Annotated in this window: 18 protein-coding genes, 2 tRNA genes and 3 riboswitches; of the genes, 18 read left to right on the plus strand and 2 right to left on the minus strand. The window is 40.7% G+C overall.

Annotated features, from left to right (window positions below; all coding sequences use genetic code 11):
* Positions 1-298: 298 nt before the first annotated feature.
* From RZN25_01750 to RZN25_01770, 5 genes are all read left to right on the plus strand, one after another.
* Positions 299-1,267: a MoxR family ATPase gene (locus tag RZN25_01750; GenBank protein ID MEQ6375560.1), complete on the plus strand. Its 969-nt coding sequence runs from the start codon at positions 299-301 to the stop codon at positions 1,265-1,267.
* Positions 1,264-2,529: a DUF58 domain-containing protein gene (locus tag RZN25_01755; protein ID MEQ6375561.1), complete on the plus strand. Its 1,266-nt coding sequence runs from the start codon at positions 1,264-1,266 to the stop codon at positions 2,527-2,529. Before RZN25_01750 ends, RZN25_01755 begins: the two co-directional genes overlap by 4 nt.
* Positions 2,526-4,745, plus strand: coding sequence for a transglutaminaseTgpA domain-containing protein (locus RZN25_01760; protein MEQ6375562.1), 2,220 nt, complete (start codon positions 2,526-2,528; stop codon positions 4,743-4,745). Before RZN25_01755 ends, RZN25_01760 begins: the two co-directional genes overlap by 4 nt.
* A 26-nt stretch (positions 4,746-4,771) precedes the next feature.
* A riboswitch (purine riboswitch) is annotated at positions 4,772-4,873 on the plus strand.
* A gap of 121 nt (positions 4,874-4,994) precedes the next feature.
* Positions 4,995-6,536, plus strand: coding sequence for a glutamine-hydrolyzing GMP synthase (gene guaA / locus RZN25_01765; protein ID MEQ6375563.1), 1,542 nt, complete (start codon positions 4,995-4,997; stop codon positions 6,534-6,536).
* A 141-nt stretch (positions 6,537-6,677) separates the two neighbouring features.
* A riboswitch (purine riboswitch) is annotated at positions 6,678-6,779 on the plus strand.
* A gap of 115 nt (positions 6,780-6,894) precedes the next feature.
* Positions 6,895-8,229: an NCS2 family permease gene (locus RZN25_01770; GenBank protein MEQ6375564.1), complete on the plus strand. Its 1,335-nt coding sequence runs from the start codon at positions 6,895-6,897 to the stop codon at positions 8,227-8,229.
* A gap of 442 nt (positions 8,230-8,671) precedes the next feature.
* Here the strand turns inward: RZN25_01770 and RZN25_01775 are convergent, their stop codons facing one another.
* Positions 8,672-9,463 (minus strand): HAD family hydrolase, encoded by a 792-nt coding sequence (locus RZN25_01775; GenBank protein MEQ6375565.1) that lies wholly within the window; start codon positions 9,461-9,463, stop codon positions 8,672-8,674.
* A 196-nt stretch (positions 9,464-9,659) separates the two neighbouring features.
* On the opposite strand from RZN25_01775, the gene RZN25_01780 reads away from it, so the two are divergent.
* The 3 genes from RZN25_01780 to RZN25_01790 all read left to right on the plus strand — a co-directional run bounded on the left by RZN25_01780 (position 9,660) and on the right by RZN25_01790 (position 10,447).
* The gene (locus tag RZN25_01780) at positions 9,660-9,926 is read left to right on the plus strand and encodes a phosphocarrier protein HPr (GenBank protein MEQ6375566.1); all 267 of its coding nucleotides are present in this window, start codon (positions 9,660-9,662) and stop codon (positions 9,924-9,926) included.
* A gap of 335 nt (positions 9,927-10,261) precedes the next feature.
* A tRNA-Ile gene (locus RZN25_01785) sits at positions 10,262-10,338 on the plus strand.
* 36 nt (positions 10,339-10,374) lie between these two features.
* Positions 10,375-10,447, plus strand: a tRNA-Ala gene (locus RZN25_01790).
* A 210-nt stretch (positions 10,448-10,657) separates the two neighbouring features.
* Here the strand turns inward: RZN25_01790 and RZN25_01795 are convergent.
* Complete coding sequence (locus tag RZN25_01795) at positions 10,658-11,095, minus strand: Hsp20/alpha crystallin family protein (protein MEQ6375567.1); 438 nt, start codon at positions 11,093-11,095, stop codon at positions 10,658-10,660.
* A 136-nt stretch (positions 11,096-11,231) separates the two neighbouring features.
* On the opposite strand from RZN25_01795, the gene RZN25_01800 reads away from it, so the two are divergent.
* The 10 genes from RZN25_01800 (at position 11,232) to purF (ending at position 21,505) form a co-directional block, all read left to right on the plus strand.
* Positions 11,232-11,771 carry a DUF2179 domain-containing protein gene (locus tag RZN25_01800; protein MEQ6375568.1) on the plus strand — a complete coding sequence of 180 codons (540 nt, stop codon included), beginning with the start codon at positions 11,232-11,234 and terminating at the stop codon, positions 11,769-11,771.
* Positions 11,768-11,971, plus strand: a complete 204-nt coding sequence (locus RZN25_01805; GenBank protein ID MEQ6375569.1) for an NETI motif-containing protein — start codon at positions 11,768-11,770, stop codon at positions 11,969-11,971. The genes RZN25_01800 and RZN25_01805 overlap by 4 nt, the downstream gene beginning before the upstream one ends.
* Before the next feature lie 70 nt (positions 11,972-12,041).
* A riboswitch (purine riboswitch) is annotated at positions 12,042-12,143 on the plus strand.
* A 470-nt stretch (positions 12,144-12,613) separates the two neighbouring features.
* Positions 12,614-13,084 (plus strand): 5-(carboxyamino)imidazole ribonucleotide mutase, encoded by a 471-nt coding sequence (purE, locus tag RZN25_01810; GenBank protein ID MEQ6375570.1) that lies wholly within the window; start codon positions 12,614-12,616, stop codon positions 13,082-13,084.
* Positions 13,062-14,207: a 5-(carboxyamino)imidazole ribonucleotide synthase gene (purK, locus tag RZN25_01815; protein ID MEQ6375571.1), complete on the plus strand. Its 1,146-nt coding sequence runs from the start codon at positions 13,062-13,064 to the stop codon at positions 14,205-14,207. Before purE ends, purK begins: the two co-directional genes overlap by 23 nt.
* A gap of 11 nt (positions 14,208-14,218) precedes the next feature.
* The gene (purB, locus tag RZN25_01820) at positions 14,219-15,517 is read left to right on the plus strand and encodes an adenylosuccinate lyase (protein MEQ6375572.1); all 1,299 of its coding nucleotides are present in this window, start codon (positions 14,219-14,221) and stop codon (positions 15,515-15,517) included.
* A gap of 749 nt (positions 15,518-16,266) precedes the next feature.
* Positions 16,267-16,992 (plus strand): phosphoribosylaminoimidazolesuccinocarboxamide synthase, encoded by a 726-nt coding sequence (locus RZN25_01825; protein ID MEQ6375573.1) that lies wholly within the window; start codon positions 16,267-16,269, stop codon positions 16,990-16,992.
* A complete protein-coding gene (purS, locus tag RZN25_01830; GenBank protein MEQ6375574.1) occupies positions 16,980-17,231 on the plus strand; it encodes a phosphoribosylformylglycinamidine synthase subunit PurS in 252 nt (83 codons plus the stop codon). Before RZN25_01825 ends, purS begins: the two co-directional genes overlap by 13 nt.
* Entirely contained in the window at positions 17,228-17,908 is a 681-nt protein-coding gene (gene purQ / locus RZN25_01835; protein ID MEQ6375575.1) for a phosphoribosylformylglycinamidine synthase subunit PurQ, read from the plus strand. Before purS ends, purQ begins: the two co-directional genes overlap by 4 nt.
* On the plus strand, positions 17,892-20,117 hold the full coding sequence (gene purL, locus RZN25_01840; protein ID MEQ6375576.1) for a phosphoribosylformylglycinamidine synthase subunit PurL: 2,226 nt from the start codon (positions 17,892-17,894) through the stop codon (positions 20,115-20,117). Before purQ ends, purL begins: the two co-directional genes overlap by 17 nt.
* The gene (gene purF, locus RZN25_01845) at positions 20,093-21,505 is read left to right on the plus strand and encodes an amidophosphoribosyltransferase (protein ID MEQ6375577.1); all 1,413 of its coding nucleotides are present in this window, start codon (positions 20,093-20,095) and stop codon (positions 21,503-21,505) included. The genes purL and purF overlap by 25 nt, the downstream gene beginning before the upstream one ends.
* Positions 21,506-21,508: the final 3 nt, after the last annotated feature.

Here is a 21,508-nt window from a genome sequence, read left to right on the forward strand (position 1 = left end):
GAGCAAGCGAACAGAGTTATGGTGTTCACGCAAAAGAATGATACACATAGCCCCCCAAATAAACAGAAAGATTTGTTCTTTATGAAGATGATTAACCTCAAAACCAGTATAAAGTGTAACCCCCTCCCAAACATTCCCGTTTAATTTTATATGGATGTTACTTTATTGCATCCCTATTCTTGTAGTATAGTTATAATAGGCAAAAAATTTCTATTTTTTGCTTAAACTTCAAGTGAAAGCTCCTTTAGTTACGTTCATATAAAGGGAAGGTCAAATATGTCAGGGGGAATTTAATTCTATGTCACAGAAAATTTTTTACTATCATCCCAAGGTACAAGGCTTAATGAAAAATATAAATCAAGTAATTATCGGAAAAGAGGATATTGCAACACTTAGTTTAGTAGCGTTGCTAGCTAAGGGACATGTTTTGTTAGAGGATGTTCCTGGGGTCGGGAAGACCATGCTAGTTCGTACGCTTGCAAAATCACTAAGCTGTGATTTTAAACGAATTCAGTTTACACCGGACCTGCTTCCATCAGATGTTACGGGTATTTCAATATATAATCCTCAAGAAGCCAAGTTTGAGTTTCGTCCAGGCCCAATTTTAGGGAATATTGTGTTGGCAGATGAAATTAACCGAACTTCACCCAAAACTCAATCTTCCTTATTAGAAGGAATGGAAGAAGGAAGTGTAACAGTAGATGGGAACACGCTTCCGCTTTCTCAGCCTTTCTTTGTAATGGCTACTCAAAACCCGATTGAATATGAGGGGACGTATCCCTTGCCAGAAGCGCAACTCGATCGATTTTTACTAAAGTTGAATATGGGTTATCCGTCTCCGTCAGAAGAATTAGAAATGTTGAAAAGAACAAGTGGAGAGCACCCTATTCATAGCATTGGCCCTGTGATGGACAAGGAAGAACTCATCCAAATGCAAAAAGCTGTGTTAGATGTTTATATTGATACTCAGCTTCAGCGGTATATTATAGACATTGTCAACAGATCAAGGGAGCACCGTTCTATTTATCTTGGTGTGAGTCCTCGTGGTTCTATCGCGCTTATGAAAGCGGCAAAGGCATTTGCTTTCATATCTGACCGTGACTATGTCCTTCCGGATGATGTGAAATATTTGGCACCATATGTGTTATCTCATCGTATGATTTTAACTTCAGAAGCAAAATTTGATGGATTAACCACCGAAAGTGTAATCGAGGAGATTTTAGAAAGTACTTCCATTCCGGTTCATAAGGAATTCAATGCACGATGAGACATATCTTTCTACTCATTCGAAAGACTGTTTTTCTACTATTGCTAGTAGGAATACTTTTTTCCTACGCCATGTTTCAGGGAGGATTTGTCAGCTGGTTTTTGTTTTATAGTGTGACCCCTCTCGTTCTTTATGTCCTTATTCTCCTCTTTTATCCATTTTCAAAATGGAAGGTTGAACGCAGTATATCGAATCACATATTAAGATCCGGTGACGCGTTAATTGCTGAAGTCAAGCTAACTAGGAAAATACCTTTTCCTTTGTTTTATTGCGTGGTTGAGGAAATGCTTCCTAAAAGCCTAGAAAAGAAAAACTTAGGCATTGAAATGTACAAGTACATGGGACAACCGAAAGCTGTTTATGAGCCACGTTCTATTAAACGCGTTCTTTTTCCTGGGTTCAAACGATCCTTCAGTTTTCGCTATGGTATCGAAGGGTTACCTAGAGGCGAGCACCATTTACAAGCTATACGAGTCAAAATGGGAGACATCTTTGGCTTTGTAAAAAAGGAACACTATTTTGAGGTGTATGATGCAATTCTCGTTTATCCGAAATTTAGAAAACTATCGATGAATGAAAAAGCTCATAGTTTTGAAGAAGGGGTAGCTCCTTCTTACAATATCAATTTAAAAGATACAACCGTTGTTTCAGGTGTCCGTGAATATGCACCGGGTGACCGAGTTTCTTGGATTGATTGGAAGACAACTGCTCGAAAAAATTCAGTCATGACCAAGGAGTTTGAAAAACAAAAGAGCTTCGATATGCTCTATATTTTGGATGCTACTAGTCATTCTGCTAATGACGAGATTGTTTTTGAAGGTGCTGTGGAATTGTCAGCTTCTCTTTTAGATGCTCTCCGTAAACAGACTTCGGAGCTTGCTTTTATGACTATAGGAAAGCAACGAACTTATTTTCCAATCCAAAGAGATGTTTCTAAACAGGACAAAATTAATCAACATTTAGCAAAACTGACCCCTAGTGGGAACGTTCCTTTTGGTCAGGCTATAATTGATGCCCAGCGTTCTTTACCGTCGGGTTTAATTACGTTGTTGGCAACTTCAAATCTCTCACGTGAAACCAAAGAAACCATTGGAAAATTACGTTTCAAGTCTAGTAAAATCGTGTTGTTTTATATTCAAGCAAAAGATCGAATTTCAGAAGAACAACATCAATTGTTGGCAGAACTTAGGTCATCGGGTGTGATTGTAAATCTCATGACTGAGGACAAGTTTTTAAAACAAACATTTGAGGTGAGTACATGATGCGGCAGTCAGGAGATGGGCAGCAACAGTATTTAATCAATGCTGCCGTATTTTTTGGTGGGTTCCTTCTTTTTTGGGAATGGTTACGCCCGCTTGAACAAGTAACAGATACAGAAGATGCTACCATATTTATACTTTATGCTGCCTTTTGTTTTGTGCTTTCCTTTTTGCAGCTACCATGGTATGTCTCTTCTCCATTAAAGCTGTTAGGAATGGCTTATTTGATTGATGGTCTGTTCTTGGAACAAGCCTTTCTAAGTAAGGAATGGTTCCTAGCGGTTTATGCAGATCTAGTGGTAAATTTTGAATTTATTGTTGCTAGAGAATGGTGGGAAATGACCCCGTTCTTTAGAAGTTTACTATTTTTTATTTTGCTCTGGCTCATGAGTTATCTCTTATATTATTGGTTAGTCATCGCGAAGAAAACGCTGTTTTTTATCGTTATTACCATAATCTATATTACTATTCTTGATACTTTTACAGTGTATGAGGGGATGACTGCCATCATCAGGACCTTTGCTGTTTCCTTTGTTATGCTAGGACTTACTAGTTTTACAAAGGAGATGGCTAATGAAAAAATTCCGGTCCGAGGAGGAAAACGCACCACTTCTTGGGTGGTTCCCTTACTAGTTGTTGTAATAGCATCAAGCTTACTTGGATATTTAGGGCCTAAATTTGAACCGCAATGGCCGGACCCTGTACCGTTTATGGAAAGTGCAGCAGAAGGAATTGGGAATGGATCTGGACCAGGAATTCGTAAGGTGGGTTATGGAGAAAATGATTCGCGATTAGGGGGTTCTTTTGTTCAGGATGACTCTCCAGTTTTTCAGGTAGCCGCTAATGAGCGTTATTATTGGCGTGTAGAATCTAAGGATTTTTATACCGGAAAAGGATGGGAGAGAACGATTGAAAGAGACACTCAATTCCATGGGAATGGGGAACTCTCACTCGACTTCCATTCGCCAACCGTTTTATCTGAGGAATCATCGTTTGCGGTCGTTGGGTTTAATGGAGAAACAAGGCTTCCGGTACTGGTTTATCCTTATGGCATAAGCGCTGTTGACGCAGTCGGAGAAGCAGAATATAGAGTAGAGCCTGAAAGTGGCAGAATTGAAACGATCATAGAAGGGAACCGAGGATCTCTAGAAACTTATCAATTAGCTTTTAACGAACCTTCCTTTTCAATCAATAAATTAGAGGAAGATAATGGTACTATATCGTCAGAAAATGTAGCTCCTTATCTCCAGTTGCCAGAGGGTCTTCCCCAGAGAGTAAAAGACTTAGCTGCAGAAATTACGGAACCACATGAAAAGAAATATGAAAAAGTGAAAGCAGTAGAACGATATTTTAGTAGTACGGGTTTTGAGTACGATACAACAGGAATTCCTGTTCCTAGCGAAGACGAAGACTATGTAGATCAATTTTTGTTTGAATCACAAGTTGGATATTGTGATAACTTTTCCACCTCGATGATTGTGCTGCTTCGTTCTATCGATATCCCTGCTCGGTGGGTTAAAGGATTCACAGGTGGTGATCTTTTAAACGAAAAAATTGAAAGAAATGGTGAAGAGTTAAATGTTTACCAAGTGACTAATTCCAATGCCCACTCTTGGGTAGAGGTGTGGTTTGAAGGGGTAGGTTGGGTTCCTTTTGAACCTACGAAAGGATTTATTAATCGTGCTGAATTCTATCAGGAAGTAGACCCTAATGAGACACCTGAGAATGAAGGAACAGAAGAACCAGAAATCGATCCAAATTTAAATGATCCTTCTTTAAATCCGCGTAATCGTTTGGAAGATTCACTCTCTGAAGATGAAGCTAGTGGTGGAGGAGCAAACGGTAAATCTTTTTCATGGCTGTCTTGGATTCTAGGAATTCTCGTTGTTGCTGGACTTGTATTTGGATTATATAAATCTAGATTCAACTGGCTAAGTAGATGGTATCTCTTCAGGTACATGAAAAAATCAGATAATGAAAGCTATCAAAAAGCCTATCATTTTCTAATTAAAGTGTTGGCTCATCGAGGGCTAAGAAGAAAAGAAGGTCAGACTCTTCGAGAGTTTGCGAAGGAGATTGATCGTGATTTTCAAACTCAACATATGAGTCGTCTCACCTACCAGTATGAAAAGATTTTATATCGTCCTCAAAAAGAGGAAGGTCAATGGGATCAAGAGAAAGAAATATGGGCTGATCTTTTAAAAAGAAGTCTATCTTGACCGAGTGTGTCGAATCTTGTTAAAATAGGTTATTCCAAAAGTACCTTCATATATCCTCGAAAATAGGGTTCGAGAGTCTCTACCATGACACCGTAAACGTCGTGACTATGAAGGCAGTTGTTTCCTAATATGTTAACTTTGTGCACTCAGGTGCGATGTAACGGGACATCTGTCTTCTATTTTTCTTAGAGGATAGGTGTCTTTTCTTTTGCTTTAAATAAAGTCTATAAAAATAAAGGGGTGCCATCCATGTTGGAAGAAAACCAAGAAATGATCCTAGTACTAGATTTTGGTGGCCAATACAATCAATTAATTACACGCCGTATTCGTGAGCTTGGGGTATATAGTGAGCTACACTCCCATAAGTTGACGGCAGAAGAGATTAAGAGAATGAATCCTAAAGGGATCATTTTTTCTGGTGGCCCAAACAGTGTGTATGATCCAAATAGTTTCTCCTGTGATGAGGATATATTTGAGATTGGAATACCGGTTCTTGGGATTTGTTATGGAATGCAGCTCATGACTCACCATTTTGGTGGAGCAGTTGAACGTGCAAATCAGCGAGAATACGGAAAATCAACGATTCAAATCCAAACTGAATCTGCCATTTTTGCAGACCTTCCAAATGAACAAACCGTTTGGATGAGTCACAGCGATAAGGTTATTGCTCCACCAGAAGGCTTTACTGTGGATGCAACGAATCCATCTTGTCCTGTTGCCGCTATAAGTGACCCAAACCGCAGAATGTATGGGGTCCAATTCCATCCGGAGGTCCGTCATACCGAACATGGAAACGAGATGCTGGAGCGCTTTGTGTATACGGTTTGCCAATGTGAAGGAAATTGGAATATGGAAAATTTCATTGATCTCGAAGTGGAAAAAATCCGCGCTGAGGTTGGAGATCAAAAGGTATTGTGTGCACTTAGTGGTGGTGTTGATTCTTCTGTTGTTGCTGCGCTCCTTCACAAAGCTATCGGAGATCAATTGACCTGTATTTTTGTGGATCATGGATTGCTTCGAAAAAATGAAGCGGATGCTGTTATGGATACCTTTAAAGGGGACTTCCATATGAATGTAATTAAAATTGATGCCAAGGATCGTTTCTTAGGAAAATTAGAAGGGGTTTCTGACCCTGAGAAAAAACGGAAAATCATTGGTAACGAATTTATTTACGTATTTGATGATGAAGCATCAAAACTTAAAGATATTAACTATTTAGCTCAAGGAACTCTTTATACAGACATCATTGAAAGTGGAACAGATACCGCGCAAACGATTAAATCTCACCATAATGTTGGGGGACTTCCAGAAGACATGCAATTTAAGTTAATTGAACCTTTAAACACCTTGTTTAAAGACGAGGTACGTGCGCTTGGTACTGAACTTGGAGTGCCAGATGAAATTGTTTGGCGCCAGCCATTCCCAGGACCAGGGCTAGCGATACGAGTTCTTGGAGAAGTAACGGAAGAAAAACTAGAGATTGTAAGAGAGTCCGATGCGATTCTTCGCGATGAGATTAGTAAAGCAGGGTTAGATAGGGACATTTGGCAATACTTCACGGTACTTCCTGATATTCGAAGTGTTGGGGTAATGGGAGATTCTAGAACTTATGATCATACTGTGGGTATTCGTGCTGTCACATCCATTGATGGAATGACTTCTGATTGGGCACGTATTCCATTTGATGTTCTGGAAAAAATATCTACACGAATTGTGAATGAAGTCGATCACGTCAATCGAATTGTGTATGATATCACTAGTAAGCCGCCTGCAACTATTGAGTGGGAATAAAGGGTATTTCATTAGTTCTAAACTTATTATAGATAGGAAGAACACACGGTAAACACGAACATTTTTAATTTTTTAAAATTAATTATTCGTTTTTTGTTGACTGTAATCTATGAAATTAGTATTATAGTAAAGAAATCATATCAATTTAATAAAAAACACTGTCGTATAATCTTGGGGATATGGCCCAAAAGTCTCTACCGGACTACCGTAAATAGTCTGACTACGTGGTGATTGATAGGAAGTCTATTTTTCTATTATTTCTCCTTTCATGTAGAGCATACTTGGCCATGGGTTAAGTATGCTTTTTCTATTCGTAGCAATGACAGTGATACAAAATCCTAAGGAGGAAAAAATCATTATGAAGCAATTTTTTGAGTTTGAAAAGCTAGGAACGAACTATCGCACGGAATTTGTAGCCGGTCTTACTACTTTCTTATCTATGGCTTACATTCTTTTTGTTAACCCAGCTACACTAGCAATGCTCGATATCGAAACTTTACCTGAAGGCATGACTCGAATGGATCCAAATGCTATCTTTGGTGCAACGGCAATTGCGGCTGCTGTTGGTTCCTTAGTTATGGGATTAATTGCGAAATATCCTATCGCGTTAGCTCCTGGTATGGGATTGAATGCTTTCTTCGCTTATTCCGTTGTTCTTGGAATGGGTATTCCTTGGGAAACGGCTTTAGCTGGTGTGCTTGCTTCCGGACTTATTTTTGTGGTTTTAACTTTAACTGGAATTCGCGAAACGATAATTAATGCGATTCCTTCCAACCTAAAATATGCCGTTGGTGCAGGTATTGGTTTGTTTATTGCTTTTATCGGTTTGAAGAACGCTGGAATTATTACTGCTAATCCCGCTACCTTAGTATCGCTTGGTGATTTGACTCAAGGAACTACTTTGCTTGCTATTTTCGGAATTGTAATTACAGTTGTTCTAATGACTTTAGGGATTAAAGGTGGAATTTTTTACGGATTACTTTTAACATCTATTGCAGGAATGGTTGTCGGTTTGATCCATCCTCCAACAGGAATCAATGATGTGGTAGGAGCTGTTCCAGATATTTCTCCAACCTTTGGTCAAGCGATTCTGCACTTTGGTGATATTTTTACTTTAGAAATGCTAGTTGTTATTTTAACTTTCTTGTTCGTTGATTTTTTTGATACTGCTGGAACACTTGTAGCAGTTGCTTCTCAAGCTGGATTTATGAAGGATAACAAACTTCCTCGCGCTGGAAAAGCACTTTTTGCTGACTCAGCTGCAACTGTAGTGGGTGCCATTGTTGGTACTTCTACAACTACTTCTTACATTGAATCTTCAGCAGGGGTTGCTGCGGGAGGACGCTCAGGATTTTCATCTGTAGTTACAGCAGGATTTTTCTTGCTAGCATTGTTCTTCTCCCCGCTTTTGGGCGTCGTTACGTCAGAAGTAACTGCACCAGCTCTTGTCATTGTTGGAGTTCTCATGGTGTCCTCTTTGAAGAATATTGAGTGGGATCAATTTGAAGTGGCAGTCCCTGCTTTCTTGACTGTTATTGCAATGCCACTTACTTATAGTATTGCAACAGGAATTGCAATTGGTTTTATTTTCTACCCAATTACGATGATTCTAAAAGGACGTTCGAAAGAAATTCATCCAATCATGTACGGACTATTTGTAATCTTTGTCTTATACTTTATTTTCTTATCCTAGTTCTAAATAATAAGAGCCGGATCCAATTGATGTATTGGGTCCGGCTTTTTTTCAACAGATAAGAAAGTATAAAATTTGTCTAGCTCCAGCGCCCTATCGACTAGAGTCGGTTCCCTCCTCTCCATCGATAAGTCAACATCGATTCACTTCGTGAACCGTGTTTCCTTTATCTCGCTCGATGAGGTCCACCGCCTTACGTCGATGATCGAGGGCGCTTGCGCTTTTCTTAAGATAAAGTATAAAATTTGTTTAGCTCCAACGAAAAAGCTTCATCGAGTAATCTTCGAAGTTTCTGCCCCGAGTAAGGAAAGCTACATAGAGCTACTTCGCAGAAACAAGTGCTTTTCTTGTTTCGAGGGGCGCTTGCGCTTTTCTTAGTGTGCCCCTGTGGGAAGAAGGATTTTAAAGTTTATGTCCTCCTAAAACACGTATTAATTAATTACTACAATAGACTTTTCCTTCTTAAATCCTCAATAGCTTCATGAACATGATCGACAACATAATTGGCTACTTGCTTAACCTCGGGATCTGCAGTTGAAATAGCATAACTGTGCTTAGTCAATCTAAGCATCTCTATATCATTATGTGAATCCCCAATACAAGCAAGTTCATCAGGGTGAATGCTGTTTGTTTGAAGAATCGGCAATATTGCATTGGCTTTGTTAATATTTTTAGGCATAATATCAAAGCAAGTAGGGTATGAGATATAACAATCCATTTGTTGATCAAACGTTTGATTAATTTTCTGAATCATCGGTGGTAAATCTTTTTTTTCTCCAAAAACTGAAATTTTAGAGGGATTGATATTACTCCCAAAAAGTTCTGCCATATTAGGTGTCACTTGGATGGAATGGAATAGCTGTTTTTCAATGAGGTCCACCATTTCATTTCTTTCTAACACGTGGGTCTCTCTATCTGTGGACACGGTAACAACGACATGATCTTGATTTACAGCTTCTAATAGGGTGCGTGAAATTTCTGCTTCGAATGTTCGCTCAGAAATTTTTTTGTGAGCAAGGTCGTAAACATAAGCACCGTTTTGACTAATTCGATGACCTGCTCGTGCTATTCGTTTTAAGATTTCTTGGATTTCATGATCCATTCTACCAGTAGCAATTCCAAATTGTATCCCTTGATCAATTATTTCTTGAATTGCAGAAATATCTTCATTTGATATATAATGGTTGTTGCCCAGTAAAGTGCCATCTAAATCAGTAACAAATAGTTTGATCATGTTGAATCTCCTTTCGATTTGTAACTACAATGTTTTAAAAGTATAATGTTTTATTTCTAGTGTAACGCTCGAAATGGGATTCAACCAAGAAATATATTTGCGAAATATGGTTAATATAATCTGTTTCGTAAAATATTAAAGATAGTTGTTTTGGAAATGACCTGATGAATAAACTTATATTTAGGAGTGAATTGATATGGTAGAACAAACACTTAAGATTACGTCCCCTGACGGAGTGCATGCGCGCCCGGCAACAATTCTTGTCCAAAAGGCAGGCCAATTCGAGGCGGAATCCAACCTTGAATACAACGGAAAAAAAGTAAACCTTAAATCGATTATGGGAGTCATGGCCCTAGGGATTGCTTCTGGTGCAGAAATAAAAATAACATCAGAAGGACCAGATGAACAGGAAGCTCTTGATGCAATAATCTCAGCTGCAAAGGAGCAGAACTTAGGGGAGTGAATTTTCATCAGAATGAACTAGCAGTAATACCCCACCTCAAATCTTAAGGAAAACTAGAAGAATAGGTGGGGGATAAACTGCCATGAAAATAAAACATTAAGTTTTTCATCCTTGTTGGTGAAGCTTTCTTCATGGTTGGCTGCCCGTATGTCCAATTAACGAATCGTCAGTGGGAATGAAGAAACCGCCACTGATAAGTTTGCTTTTTATGGAATGCAGTAAACGTAAAGGTGTTACCCTGTAAAAATAAGGGGACACCTTTATTTAGTCTGCATAAAATCCTCTTGACCAAAATGTGAGCCGATGTTATAGTTAGAAAGTCGCAAAAATAGAATGGGCCTGTAGCTCAGCTGGTTAGAGCGCACGCCTGATAAGCGTGAGGTCGGTGGTTCGAGTCCACTCAGGCCCACCATTCTTGTTAGGAATAGTTTTATAGAATAGGGAATACGGGGCCTTAGCTCAGCTGGGAGAGCGCCTGCCTTGCACGCAGGAGGTCAGCGGTTCGATCCCGCTAGGCTCCATAAAAAACGTCTGAAGAACTCATCTTCAGACGTTTTTTTACAAGAAAGCATAAAATTTGTCTAGCTCCAGCGAAAAATCTTCCTCGAGTGATCTTCGAAGTTTTTGCCCCGAGTAATCACTGGAAGGAAAGCTACTTAGAGCTACTTCGCAGAAACAAGTGCTTTTCTTGTTTCGAAGGGCGCTTGCGCTTTTCTTATGCAAAAGTGGTCTTACTCCTCATCTAAATATTTCACCTCTACACGCTTTTTCTTTCTGTCCTTGGAATGAAGGCGATACAATTGAATAACCAATAAACCATTTTCATAAGTAGCCTCCATTCGGTCGCTGCGTACTGGGAATGGAAGATCAACTTTTCGGTGAAAGTCTCCTTGAGGAATTTCCTCTAGAACTGCTTTATGATGAGAGGTTTGTAAGCGAATGGATCCCTCTAATTCTAGAGTTGTTTCGTCAGCGTACACATTAATATCTTCCACTTTTCTAACTCCAGGAATATAAACCATGCAAAGTATTTCCTGATCGGTTTGATACATATTTATTTTAGGGAATGTGTTATTGGTAAAATGTTCAAATTGATTCCAAAATCTTTTTCCGAAGATGGTATCCATATTCTTTTGCCAATCATCCATATTTTTAAAAGGGTCAAACATCTAAAAGCTCCTTTCCTATGGTCTTTTCTTTCTTGAAAAACTAAGTGTATAATAAGGGCCTAAGTATTCTTGTAATTAAAATATGAAAAAGTTTATGTTGAGTGCCTGTCTTTGGGTTGGTAAGGAGGAAATGGTAATGCTTGAAAATGGCATCGTTATGGTGCTTATCATCTTAACGATCAATGTTGTTTACGTGTCATTTTTTACGATACGAATGATCTTAACAATGAAGGGTCAAAGATATCTTGCCGCCTTCTTGAGTATGTTTGAGGTAGTAATCTATGTTGTTGGGTTGGGACTTGTTCTCGACAACTTAGATCAAATTCAGAACCTAATAGCTTATGCAGTTGGATATGGACTTGGGGTTATAACTGGCATGAAGATCGAAGAAAAGTTAGCCCTAGGATATATAACGGTTAATGTAATTTCTACTAATCCGGATTTAGAGTTTACTCGCTTACTTCGAGAAAAAGGGTATGGGGTGACGAGTTGGATGGCTTATGGAATGGATGGAGACCGTCTAAATATGCAAATTCTTACTCCAAGAAAATCTGAAATAGCTCTTTATAAAGCAATTAAAGAAATTGATCCTAAAGCATTTATCATTGCTTACGAGCCAAAAACCATACATGGTGGTTTTTGGGTAAGAAATGTTCGGAGAGGGAAATCATTATGAGCAAGAAAAAGAAATTTGAAGTGCAGGAAAGTGAGACCATTGAGGACTGCCTTGATCGGATGAAGAGGGAAGGGTATTTTCCGGTCAAAAGATTAGAAAAACCAGTCTTTGAAGAAGTCATGAAAAACGGCAAGAAAGAGGTTATCCCTCAAGGAAGAATCATTATATTTGAGGGGGAACAGGTGAATAGCGAACAATAAAAACAAAATTTATATTAATGTTCGTTTTTTATTGACAGTTTCCATGGTCGGTTGTTAATATGAAAGAAGAAGAAAATCTAACAAATTACCTCGTATAATTTTGGGGATATGGCCCATAAGTTTCTACCTGGCGACCGTAAATTGCTGGACTATGAGGGAAGACCTTTGCATGTCGAGGGCTTTTTTCTGTCTGAATACAAAGCCCGCGCTTCATTGTGGATTTCTACTTTCAAAGAGTCTGCATAACATGCATTCCATTACACATCAAGTGCTAATGTCTTCCCTTTTATAGGAAGCATTAGCATTTTTTTATAGTATCAGAATTTATAAGTGGTTAGAGAATTTGTCTAGCTCCAGCGAAGAAGCATCATCGAGTAATCATCGAAGTTTTTGCCCTGAGTAAGGGAAAGCTACTTGGAGCTAATTCGCAGAAACAAGTGCTTTTTCTTGTTTCGAGGGGCGCTTGAGCTTTTCTTAACAGATAGGAAAGTATAAAACTTACCTATCTGCATAAGTGCAACTAAGGCATTCGCCACAAAGGCTTGGTGAATGCCAAGTTTTCTAATGTTCAAAAGGGTGTTCCTTTCAATCAGTAGAACAAAATTATAAAAGGGAAAAGGTGATATTGTGATAGGAATTGTAATGGGTAGCATATCAGATTGGGAAACGATGAAAGAAGCTTGTTATATATTAGACGCTCTTGAAGTTCCATATCAAAAGGATGTTGTTTCTGCTCACCGGACACCTGACAAAATGTTTCGGTATGCAGAAGAGGCTCGGGAAAATGGAGTCAAGGTGATCATAGCTGGTGCGGGTGGTGCTGCTCATCTCCCAGGAATGATTGCATCAAAAACAACGGTTCCTGTCATCGGGGTGCCGATCCAGTCCAAAGCCTTAAACGGAATGGATTCGTTGTTATCTATTGTTCAAATGCCAGCAGGAATTCCCGTGGCAACCGTTGCAATAGGAAAAGCAGGTGCAACTAACGCAGGATTATTGGCAGCTCAGATGTTGGCAACTAATAATCCAAGCCTAATTGAACGTTTGAACAATTATCGTGAAAGCTTAGAAAAAAAGGTTCAGGAAATGAGTGAGGAACTTGAAAAACAATAAATCTATGATTCTACCAGGGCAAACGATTGGAATATTAGGAGGGGGCCAGCTCGGACGCATGATGGCCATATCTGCTAGAGAGATGGGATACAAGATTGCAGTGTTAGACCCTGACCCCAATGGACCTTGCGCACAAATTGCGGACCATGTAATTGCCACAGCTTATGATGACCAAGAAGGAGCTCGCCGTCTCCTTGAGGTAAGTGATGTGATTACTTATGAATTTGAAAATGTTGATTTAAAGGTAGCTACTCTATTTGAAGAAAGAGGAATCCTGCCTCAAGGCTCACGACTCTTACAGCTAACTCAAGATAGGATCCAGGAAAAAAGTTTCATTCAGAGCCAAAACGTACCAACAGCCTCTTTTGAAGAAGCCAAAAATGAAAAAGAGTTAGAGTTGGCCATTGAAAGGGTTGGCCTTCCTTGTGTCGTTAAAACGAGTCGAGGAGGATATGATGGGAAAGGTCAACAGATTGTTCGTACGGCAGAAGATATCAGTCATGCGCAAAGGTTGATTGAAAAAGGGATTTGTATCGTGGAACAGTGGATTCCGTTTGATAAGGAAATTGCGGTTGTTTTAACAAGGGGTGTTGATGGGGAGGTTACCGTTTTCCCAATTCCGGAAAATGTTCACGTCAACCACATTTTGCATCAATCTATTGTCCCAGCAAGAATATCTCAAGAGCTTCGAGCGGAAGCTATTCAATGGGGGAAAACATTGGCAACGGGCCTTGAGTTAGTGGGAACCATGGCAATCGAGATGTTTGTGAAGGGGAATGAATTATACGTCAACGAGCTTGCACCACGACCACATAATTCCGGGCACTATACAATTGAGGCTTGCCCAGTATCTCAGTTTGATCAACATGTTCGAGCGATTTGCGGACTTCCGTTGCTTTCTTTAGAGCCGTCACATGATGCTGTAATGGTCAATGTTTTAGGGCAGCATATGGAAGAGATTTTTAAAAACATATCTAAAATGAACAATGGTTTTCTTCATTTATATGGAAAAAGTGAGACAAGAGAAAACCGTAAAATGGGGCATATCACCTATGTTGGTGAAAGTCGTGATGAACTACTGGCGCTTATTGAGCAACAGCCACCGTTTACTTTTAATAAATAGGAGGACTTCTAATGATTGAACGTTATACTCGACCAGAAATGGGAGCGATTTGGACGGATGAAAATAAATTTAAGGCATGGCTAGAAGTGGAAATTTTAGCTTGTGAAGCCTGGAGTGAATTAGGAATTATTCCGAAAGAGGAAGTAATAAGACTCCGTGAGAATGCTTCCTTTGACATCCAACGAATTTACGAAATCGAAGAAGAAACACGTCATGATGTAGTAGCTTTTACGCGTGCTGTTTCGGAAACCCTTGGAGAAGAAAAAAAGTGGGTCCACTATGGATTGACGTCCACAGACGTAGTGGATACTGCCCTTTCTTATTTAATCAAGCAGGCTAATGACATCATTAAGCGTCAACTCGATACCTTTTTAGAAACTCTTGGGGAAAAAGCGAAAGAACATAAATATACCGTTATGATGGGGCGTACGCATGGGGTTCATGCTGAGCCAACGACTTTTGGCTTGAAGCTAGCCCTTTGGTATGAAGAAATGAAGCGCAATATCGAACGTTTTAAGTTTGCTGCCGATCAAGTGGAATTCGGGAAACTGTCTGGAGCGGTAGGTACATATGCCAATATTGATCCATTTGTGGAGCAGTATGTATGTGAAAAATTAGGGTTATCTCCTGCCCCTGTTTCAACCCAGACTTTGCAACGTGACCGCCATGCACACTACATGAGCACACTTGCATTAATTGCAACTTCTATAGAGAAAATGGCTGTGGAGATTCGAGGATTACAAAAAACAGAGACTCGTGAAGTGGAAGAGTTTTTTGCAAAAGGTCAAAAGGGTTCATCAGCTATGCCTCATAAGCGTAACCCAATTGGTTCGGAAAATATGACAGGAATGGCACGCGTGATCCGTGGGTACATGATGACAGCCTATGAAAATGTTCCTCTATGGCATGAGCGTGATATCTCTCATTCTTCAGCAGAACGTGTGATTTTACCAGACGCAACGATTGCTTTGAATTATATGTTGCATCGCTTTAACGGAATTGTGAAAAATTTAACCGTATTCCCTGATCGAATGAGGAGCAATATGGATAAAACCTTTGGACTTATTTTCTCCCAACGTGTTTTGCTCGCGTTGATCGATACTGGAATGTCACGTGAGAAGGCGTATGACCTTGTTCAACCTAGAGCCATGGAAGCCTGGGAAAAAGCAGTGCCATTTAGATCCTTAATTGAGGCAGAAGAGGAAATCACTGCTGTTTTATCTGAGGAAAAGCTTGATGAATGTTTTGATTATACACAGCACTTAGCGAACGTAGATCTCGTGTTTAACAGGATTGGGTTGGGGGAGTAAACTTGCTGATCTATTAACTAGAAAGTAAGAGTGGGTTTAGAAAAGGAGAGAATAGGAGCTGTCTATTAACGCAAAATGGGAAGAAGCAGAGGAAACCGAGTGAATAGAAGCAGTCTATTCACGCAAAATGGGCAGCGGCAGAGGAAACCGAGAGAATAGACGCAGTCTATTGACGCAAAATGGGAAGCGGCAGAGGAATCCGAGAGAATAGAAGCAGTCTATTGACGCAAAAGGAGATGCCGGAGAGGAAACCGAGTGAATAGAAGCCGTCTATTCACGCAAAATGAGATGCGGCAGAGGAGACCGAGAGAATAGAAGCTGTCTATTCACGCAAAATGAGAAGCGGCAGAGGAAACCGAGTGAATAGAAGCAGTCTATTCACGCAAAATGAGATGCGGCAGAGGAAACCGAGAGAATAGAAGCTGTCTATTCACGCAAAATGAGAAGCGGCAGAGGAAACCGAGTGAATAGAAGCAGTCTATTGACGCAAAATGAGATGCCGGAGAGGAAACCGAGAGAATAGAAGCAGTCTATTGACGTAAAATGAGAAACGGCAGAGGAAACCGAGAGAATAGAAGCTGTCTATTCACGCAAAATGAGAAGCGGCAGAGGAAACCGAGTGAATAGAAGCAGTCTATTGACGCAAAATGAGATGCCGGAGAGGAAACCGAGAGAATAGAAGCAAATAAACGCAAATAAACGCAAATAAACGTAAATAAACGTAATTAAACCAAAGGGAGGCACTCACTGTGCAGGGAGAATTGTTATATGAGGGGAAAGCAAAAAAGGTTTATCAGCATCCAACACAAGATGATCAAGTTATTCTGTCTTATAAAGATGATGCGACGGCTTTTAATGGACAAAAGAAGGAGCAGTTTCAGGGTAAGGGTACTCTAAATAATAAGATTTCTAGCTATTTTCTAAGTCTACTTAACGAACAAGGGATTCCTACTCATTTTATTGAGCAAATCAATGCAACGGACCAGTTAGTCTATAAATCTAGTGTGATTCCTGCCGAAGTGGTTGTGCGAAATATTGCTGCTGGAAGCCTCACCAAACGACTTGGATTTAAAGAAAAAACAGTGTTAACACCTCCTATAGTTGAACTTTACTATAAAAATGATGATTTAGGAGATCCCCTCATGAACGATGAGCACGCCCTCCATCTAACAGGGGAATCTGCAGAAACTTTACAACAAATTAAACAAATTGCACTTCAAATCAATAAAATTTTACAAAAACAGTTATTAGAAAAAGAGCTTATTTTAGCAGATTTCAAATTAGAATTTGGCCGACTCACCTACAACAATGACTTGGTTTTAGTGGATGAAATTTCACCGGATACATGCCGGCTTTGGGATGAGAAAACAGGGGAGAAACTCGATAAGGATGTTTTTCGTGAAGGAACAAATGATTTAATTACGGTTTACGGAGAAATCTGGAGAAGACTGGGGGAGGCATCATGTACAAAGTAAAGGTATTCGTTACGTTGAAAAATGGGGTTTTAGATCCACAGGGAAAAGCAGTGAAGCATTCACTTGAAACGCTTGGATATGAAGGGGTTCAAGAAGTAAGAGTAGGAAAATATCTTGAATTGACAGTAGAAAAGCTTGACCATATGGAGGAGCAAATCAAGGAAATGTGTGAGAAACTTCTAGCAAACCCAGTTATGGAAGACTATGAATATACGATTGAGGAGGTTGTCCCTCAATGAGGTTTGCGGTAGTTGTGTTCCCAGGATCAAATTGTGATCGTGACATGTACCATGCAGTAAAGGATGCTCTCCAAGAAGAAGTTGATATGGTGTGGCATTTAGAAACAAATCTTGAAAACTATGATGGTATTCTTCTCCCAGGCGGATTTTCTTACGGGGATTACTTAAGAACAGGAGCCATGGCAAAGACATCTCCTATTTTGAAGGCAGTCAAAGATGCTGCTCAAAAAGGGAAGCCTATTCTTGGGGTGTGCAATGGATTTCAGATTTTACTAGAGTCAGGACTCCTTCCTGGTGCGATGTTACGCAACAAAAATCTCAAATTTATGTGTCGGACGGTTGATCTCAAAGTAAAAAACAAAAACACCATGTTTACCACTGGGTATGATCAGGAGACGGTCCGACTTCCAATTGCTCACGGAGAAGGGAACTATTATTGTGATGAGAAAACGTATGAAACGCTTGTACAAAATGAACAAATCGTCTTTACGTATGGGGAGAACCCAAATGGGTCGGTTCATGATATTGCTGGGATTATAAATCAAGAAGGTAATGTACTAGGAATGATGCCGCATCCAGAACGTGCGGTGGAATCTTTACTCGGAAATGAGGATGGGCTTAAGCTATTTCAATCGATCGTAAAGAATTGGAGGGAATCCCATGCAGTCAACGCTTGAGTGGTTACCGGAGCAAATCGAAGAAAAACAAATCTATCGTGAGCTTGGGTTAACAGAGGAAGAGTTTACTAAAGTAAAAGATATTTTGGGACGCCGTCCAAACTGGACAGAGCTTGGTTTGTTTTCTGTCATGTGGTCGGAGCATTGTAGCTACAAAAATTCAAAGCCACTCCTCAAAATGTTCCCTACAGATGGGCCTCATGTATTGCAAGGTCCTGGAGAGGGAGCAGGGATTGTGGATATTGGTGATGAGCAAGCAGTTGTATTTAAAATGGAGAGTCATAATCATCCCTCTGCCGTAGAACCTTTTCAAGGAGCGGCTACTGGTGTGGGTGGAATTATTCGTGATGTGTTTTCTATGGGAGCTAGACCAATCGCACTCCTGAATTCTTTAAGATTTGGGGAACTGACATCCCCTCGAGTGCAATATTTGTTTTCTGAGGTCGTTCATGGAATTGCGCATTATGGGAATTGCGTGGGCATCCCAACGGTTGGGGGCGAGGTTCAGTTTGACGATTCCTATGAGGGCAACCCACTTGTTAACGCTATGTGTGTGGGTCTCATTCGTCATGAGGATATCCAAAAAGGTGTCGCGAGCGGGATCGGAAATACGGTGATGTATGTTGGCGCCGCAACGGGGCGAGATGGCATTCACGGCGCGACTTTTGCTTCGGAAGAATTGTCAGAAGCGTCAGCGAGTAAGCGTCCTTCGGTTCAGGTTGGGGATCCGTTTATGGAGAAGTTGTTGATTGAGGCGTGTCTTGAGGTGATCAAGAGTGATGCGCTTGTTGGGATGCAGGATATGGGGGCTGCTGGCCTCACGTCGTCGGCTAGTGAGATGGCGAGTAAGTCGGGGACGGGTATGGAGATGAATTTGGATTTGGTTCCTCAGCGTGAGTTGAATATGACGGCGTATGAGATGATGCTTTCGGAGTCGCAGGAGCGGATGTTGCTTGTGGTGAAGAAAGGATGCGAGCAGGAGATTAAGAATTTGTTCTTAAAATATGATTTGCATGCTGTTGAAGTTGGTGTGGTGACAGATGACCAACGTTTTCGTCTGCTACACAATGGTGAGGTGGTAGCGGATGTTCCGGTTGATGCGCTTGCTGAAGATGCACCTGTGTACCACAAACCAGATCGAGAGCCGGAGAGTTTTGCCTATCATCAAAATTTGAAGATGGAGGTTCCACAAGTCGAGGACCTTAAAGATACATTGTTAAAATTATTGGCACAGCCGACGATTGCTAGCAAGGAATGGGTGTATGACCAGTATGACAGTATGGTGCAAACGAACACGGTAGTGGTACCAGGCTCTGATGCGGCTGTCGTGAGAATTCGTGGCACGAAAAAGGCGCTAGCGATGACGACGGATTGCAATAGCCGATACTTAGCCTTGGATCCTTATGTTGGTGGACAGATTGCAGTGGCAGAAGCAGCTAGAAATCTCGTGTGTTCTGGTGCTAGGCCACTTGCGATTACAGATTGCTTAAATTTTGGAAATCCAGAAAAGCCGGAAGTGTTTTGGCAAATGAGGAAAGCAGTAGAAGGCTTGAGTCGTGCGTGTTCTGAGCTTGAAACACCGGTTATTAGTGGGAATGTTTCCTTGTATAACGAATCAGGTACTTCTGCTATTTTCCCTACCCCAATTGTAGGAATGGTCGGGTTGATTGAGGATACGGACCATATTACGACTCAGCATGCAAAGCAGGCAGGAGATTATATTTACGTTCTTGGCAAGGCTGCTGCTGAATTTGGTGGTTCTGAACTGCAAAAATTGATAGATGGAGAGTTTAGTGGTCAGCCACCAAAAATGAACTTGTCGGTGGAGAAAAATCGTCAAGAAGCAGTGCTTGGTGCCATTCGTCAGGGGCTTGTTCAATCCGTTCACGATGTAGCTGAAGGCGGATTGGCTGTTGCGTTATCGGAAGTGCTTTTCGAGAAAAATTTAGGCTGTGATGTTGCGGTATCAGGGGATGCGGTAGTTGAGCTGTTTAGTGAGACACAGTCACGTTATGTTATCACCGTTTCGCCAGAAAAAATGCATGAATTTGAGGTGCAAATGCCAGAAACCATTCAAATTGGTAAGGTTCAAGGTCATGGGCAATTTAATGTTCTATTAAATGATTTGGATATTTTATCAGTTCCAGTGGAAAAATTGAAAACAGCCTGGAAAGGAGCTATTCCATGCTTACTGAAATCAGAGGTTTAAATGAAGAATGTGGACTTTTTGGAATATGGGGTCATGTGGATGCTGTTCAATTAACTTATTATGGATTGCATAGCCTTCAGCATCGTGGGCAAGAGGGCGCTGGGATTGTGGTAACCGATGGAGAAAAATTGCAAACGCACAAAGGGCTTGGGTTGATAGCTGAGGTGTTTGACCAGGAAGATATTGATCGATTAAAAGGTTTTGGAGCGATTGGTCATGTTCGCTATGCGACTTCTGGTGGAGGTGGACTGGAAAATGTACAGCCTCTTCACTTTCGCTCACAGACAGGTGGCCTTGCGCTTGCCCATAACGGAAATCTGGTGAATGCCCAGTCTTTAAAACTTGAGCTTGAGGCACAAGGTAGCATTCTGCAAACGACATCGGATACAGAGGTCATTGCTCATCTTATTAAACGGAATCGTCATATGCCTATAAAAGATGCGATAAAACAGGCATTGACTTTGATCAAGGGAGCATACGGACTTTTAATGATGACGGAAAAACAGCTTTTTGTAGCTCTTGACCCACGGGGAATTCGTCCGTTATCGATTGGGCGTCTAGGAGATGCTTATGTATTTTCCTCTGAAACCTGTGCCTTTGATATCGTTGGCGCGACTTATATGGGGGAAGTGGAACCAGGGGAACTTTTAGTAATTGATGAAAATGGTCTTGAACGAGACCGATTTGCAGAGCCCATCCCTCGAAAACTATGTGCCATGGAACATGTCTACTTTTCTCGCCCTGATAGCCTTTTAAATGGAGTTAATGTTCATGCGGCTAGAAAGCGAATGGGAAGAAGGCTGGCGTTAGAGAATCCAGTGGAGGCTGATGTCGTAACTGGTGTTCCGGATTCTAGTATTTCTGCGGCGATTGGATTCGCGGAGGCTTCAAGAATTCCTTATGAGCTTGGGTTAATCAAAAACCGTTACGTAGGTAGAACTTTTATTCAGCCATCGCAAAGTTTGAGGGAGCAAGGTGTGAAAATGAAGCTTTCGGCTGTTCGTGGGATTGTGGAAGGAAAGCGAGTGGTCATGGTGGATGATTCTATTGTGCGTGGCACGACCAGTCGCAGAATTGTAAATCTATTGAGAGAAGCAGGAGCTACGGAAGTTCATGTTAGAATTGGAGCCCCTCCAATTATGAATCCTTGTTATTATGGAATTGATACATCAACAAGAGCTGAGCTTATTGCAGCTAACCATGACGTGGAAGCCATTCGCCAGTTGATTGGGGCGGATACCCTGTCGTTTATTTCTGTTGAGGGACTGGAAGATTCGATTGGTCGCTTAGAGAATTCGCCAAAACACGGTTTATGTACAGCGTGTTTCACAGGAGATTATCCAACGGAAATCTATAAAAATACGATTCATCCTTATCAAAAGGCCTGAGGT

This window comes from Bacillaceae bacterium S4-13-56 (genome assembly GCA_040191315.1).
In the GTDB taxonomy this organism is placed as follows: Bacteria; Bacillota; Bacilli; order Bacillales; family JAWJLM01; genus JAWJLM01.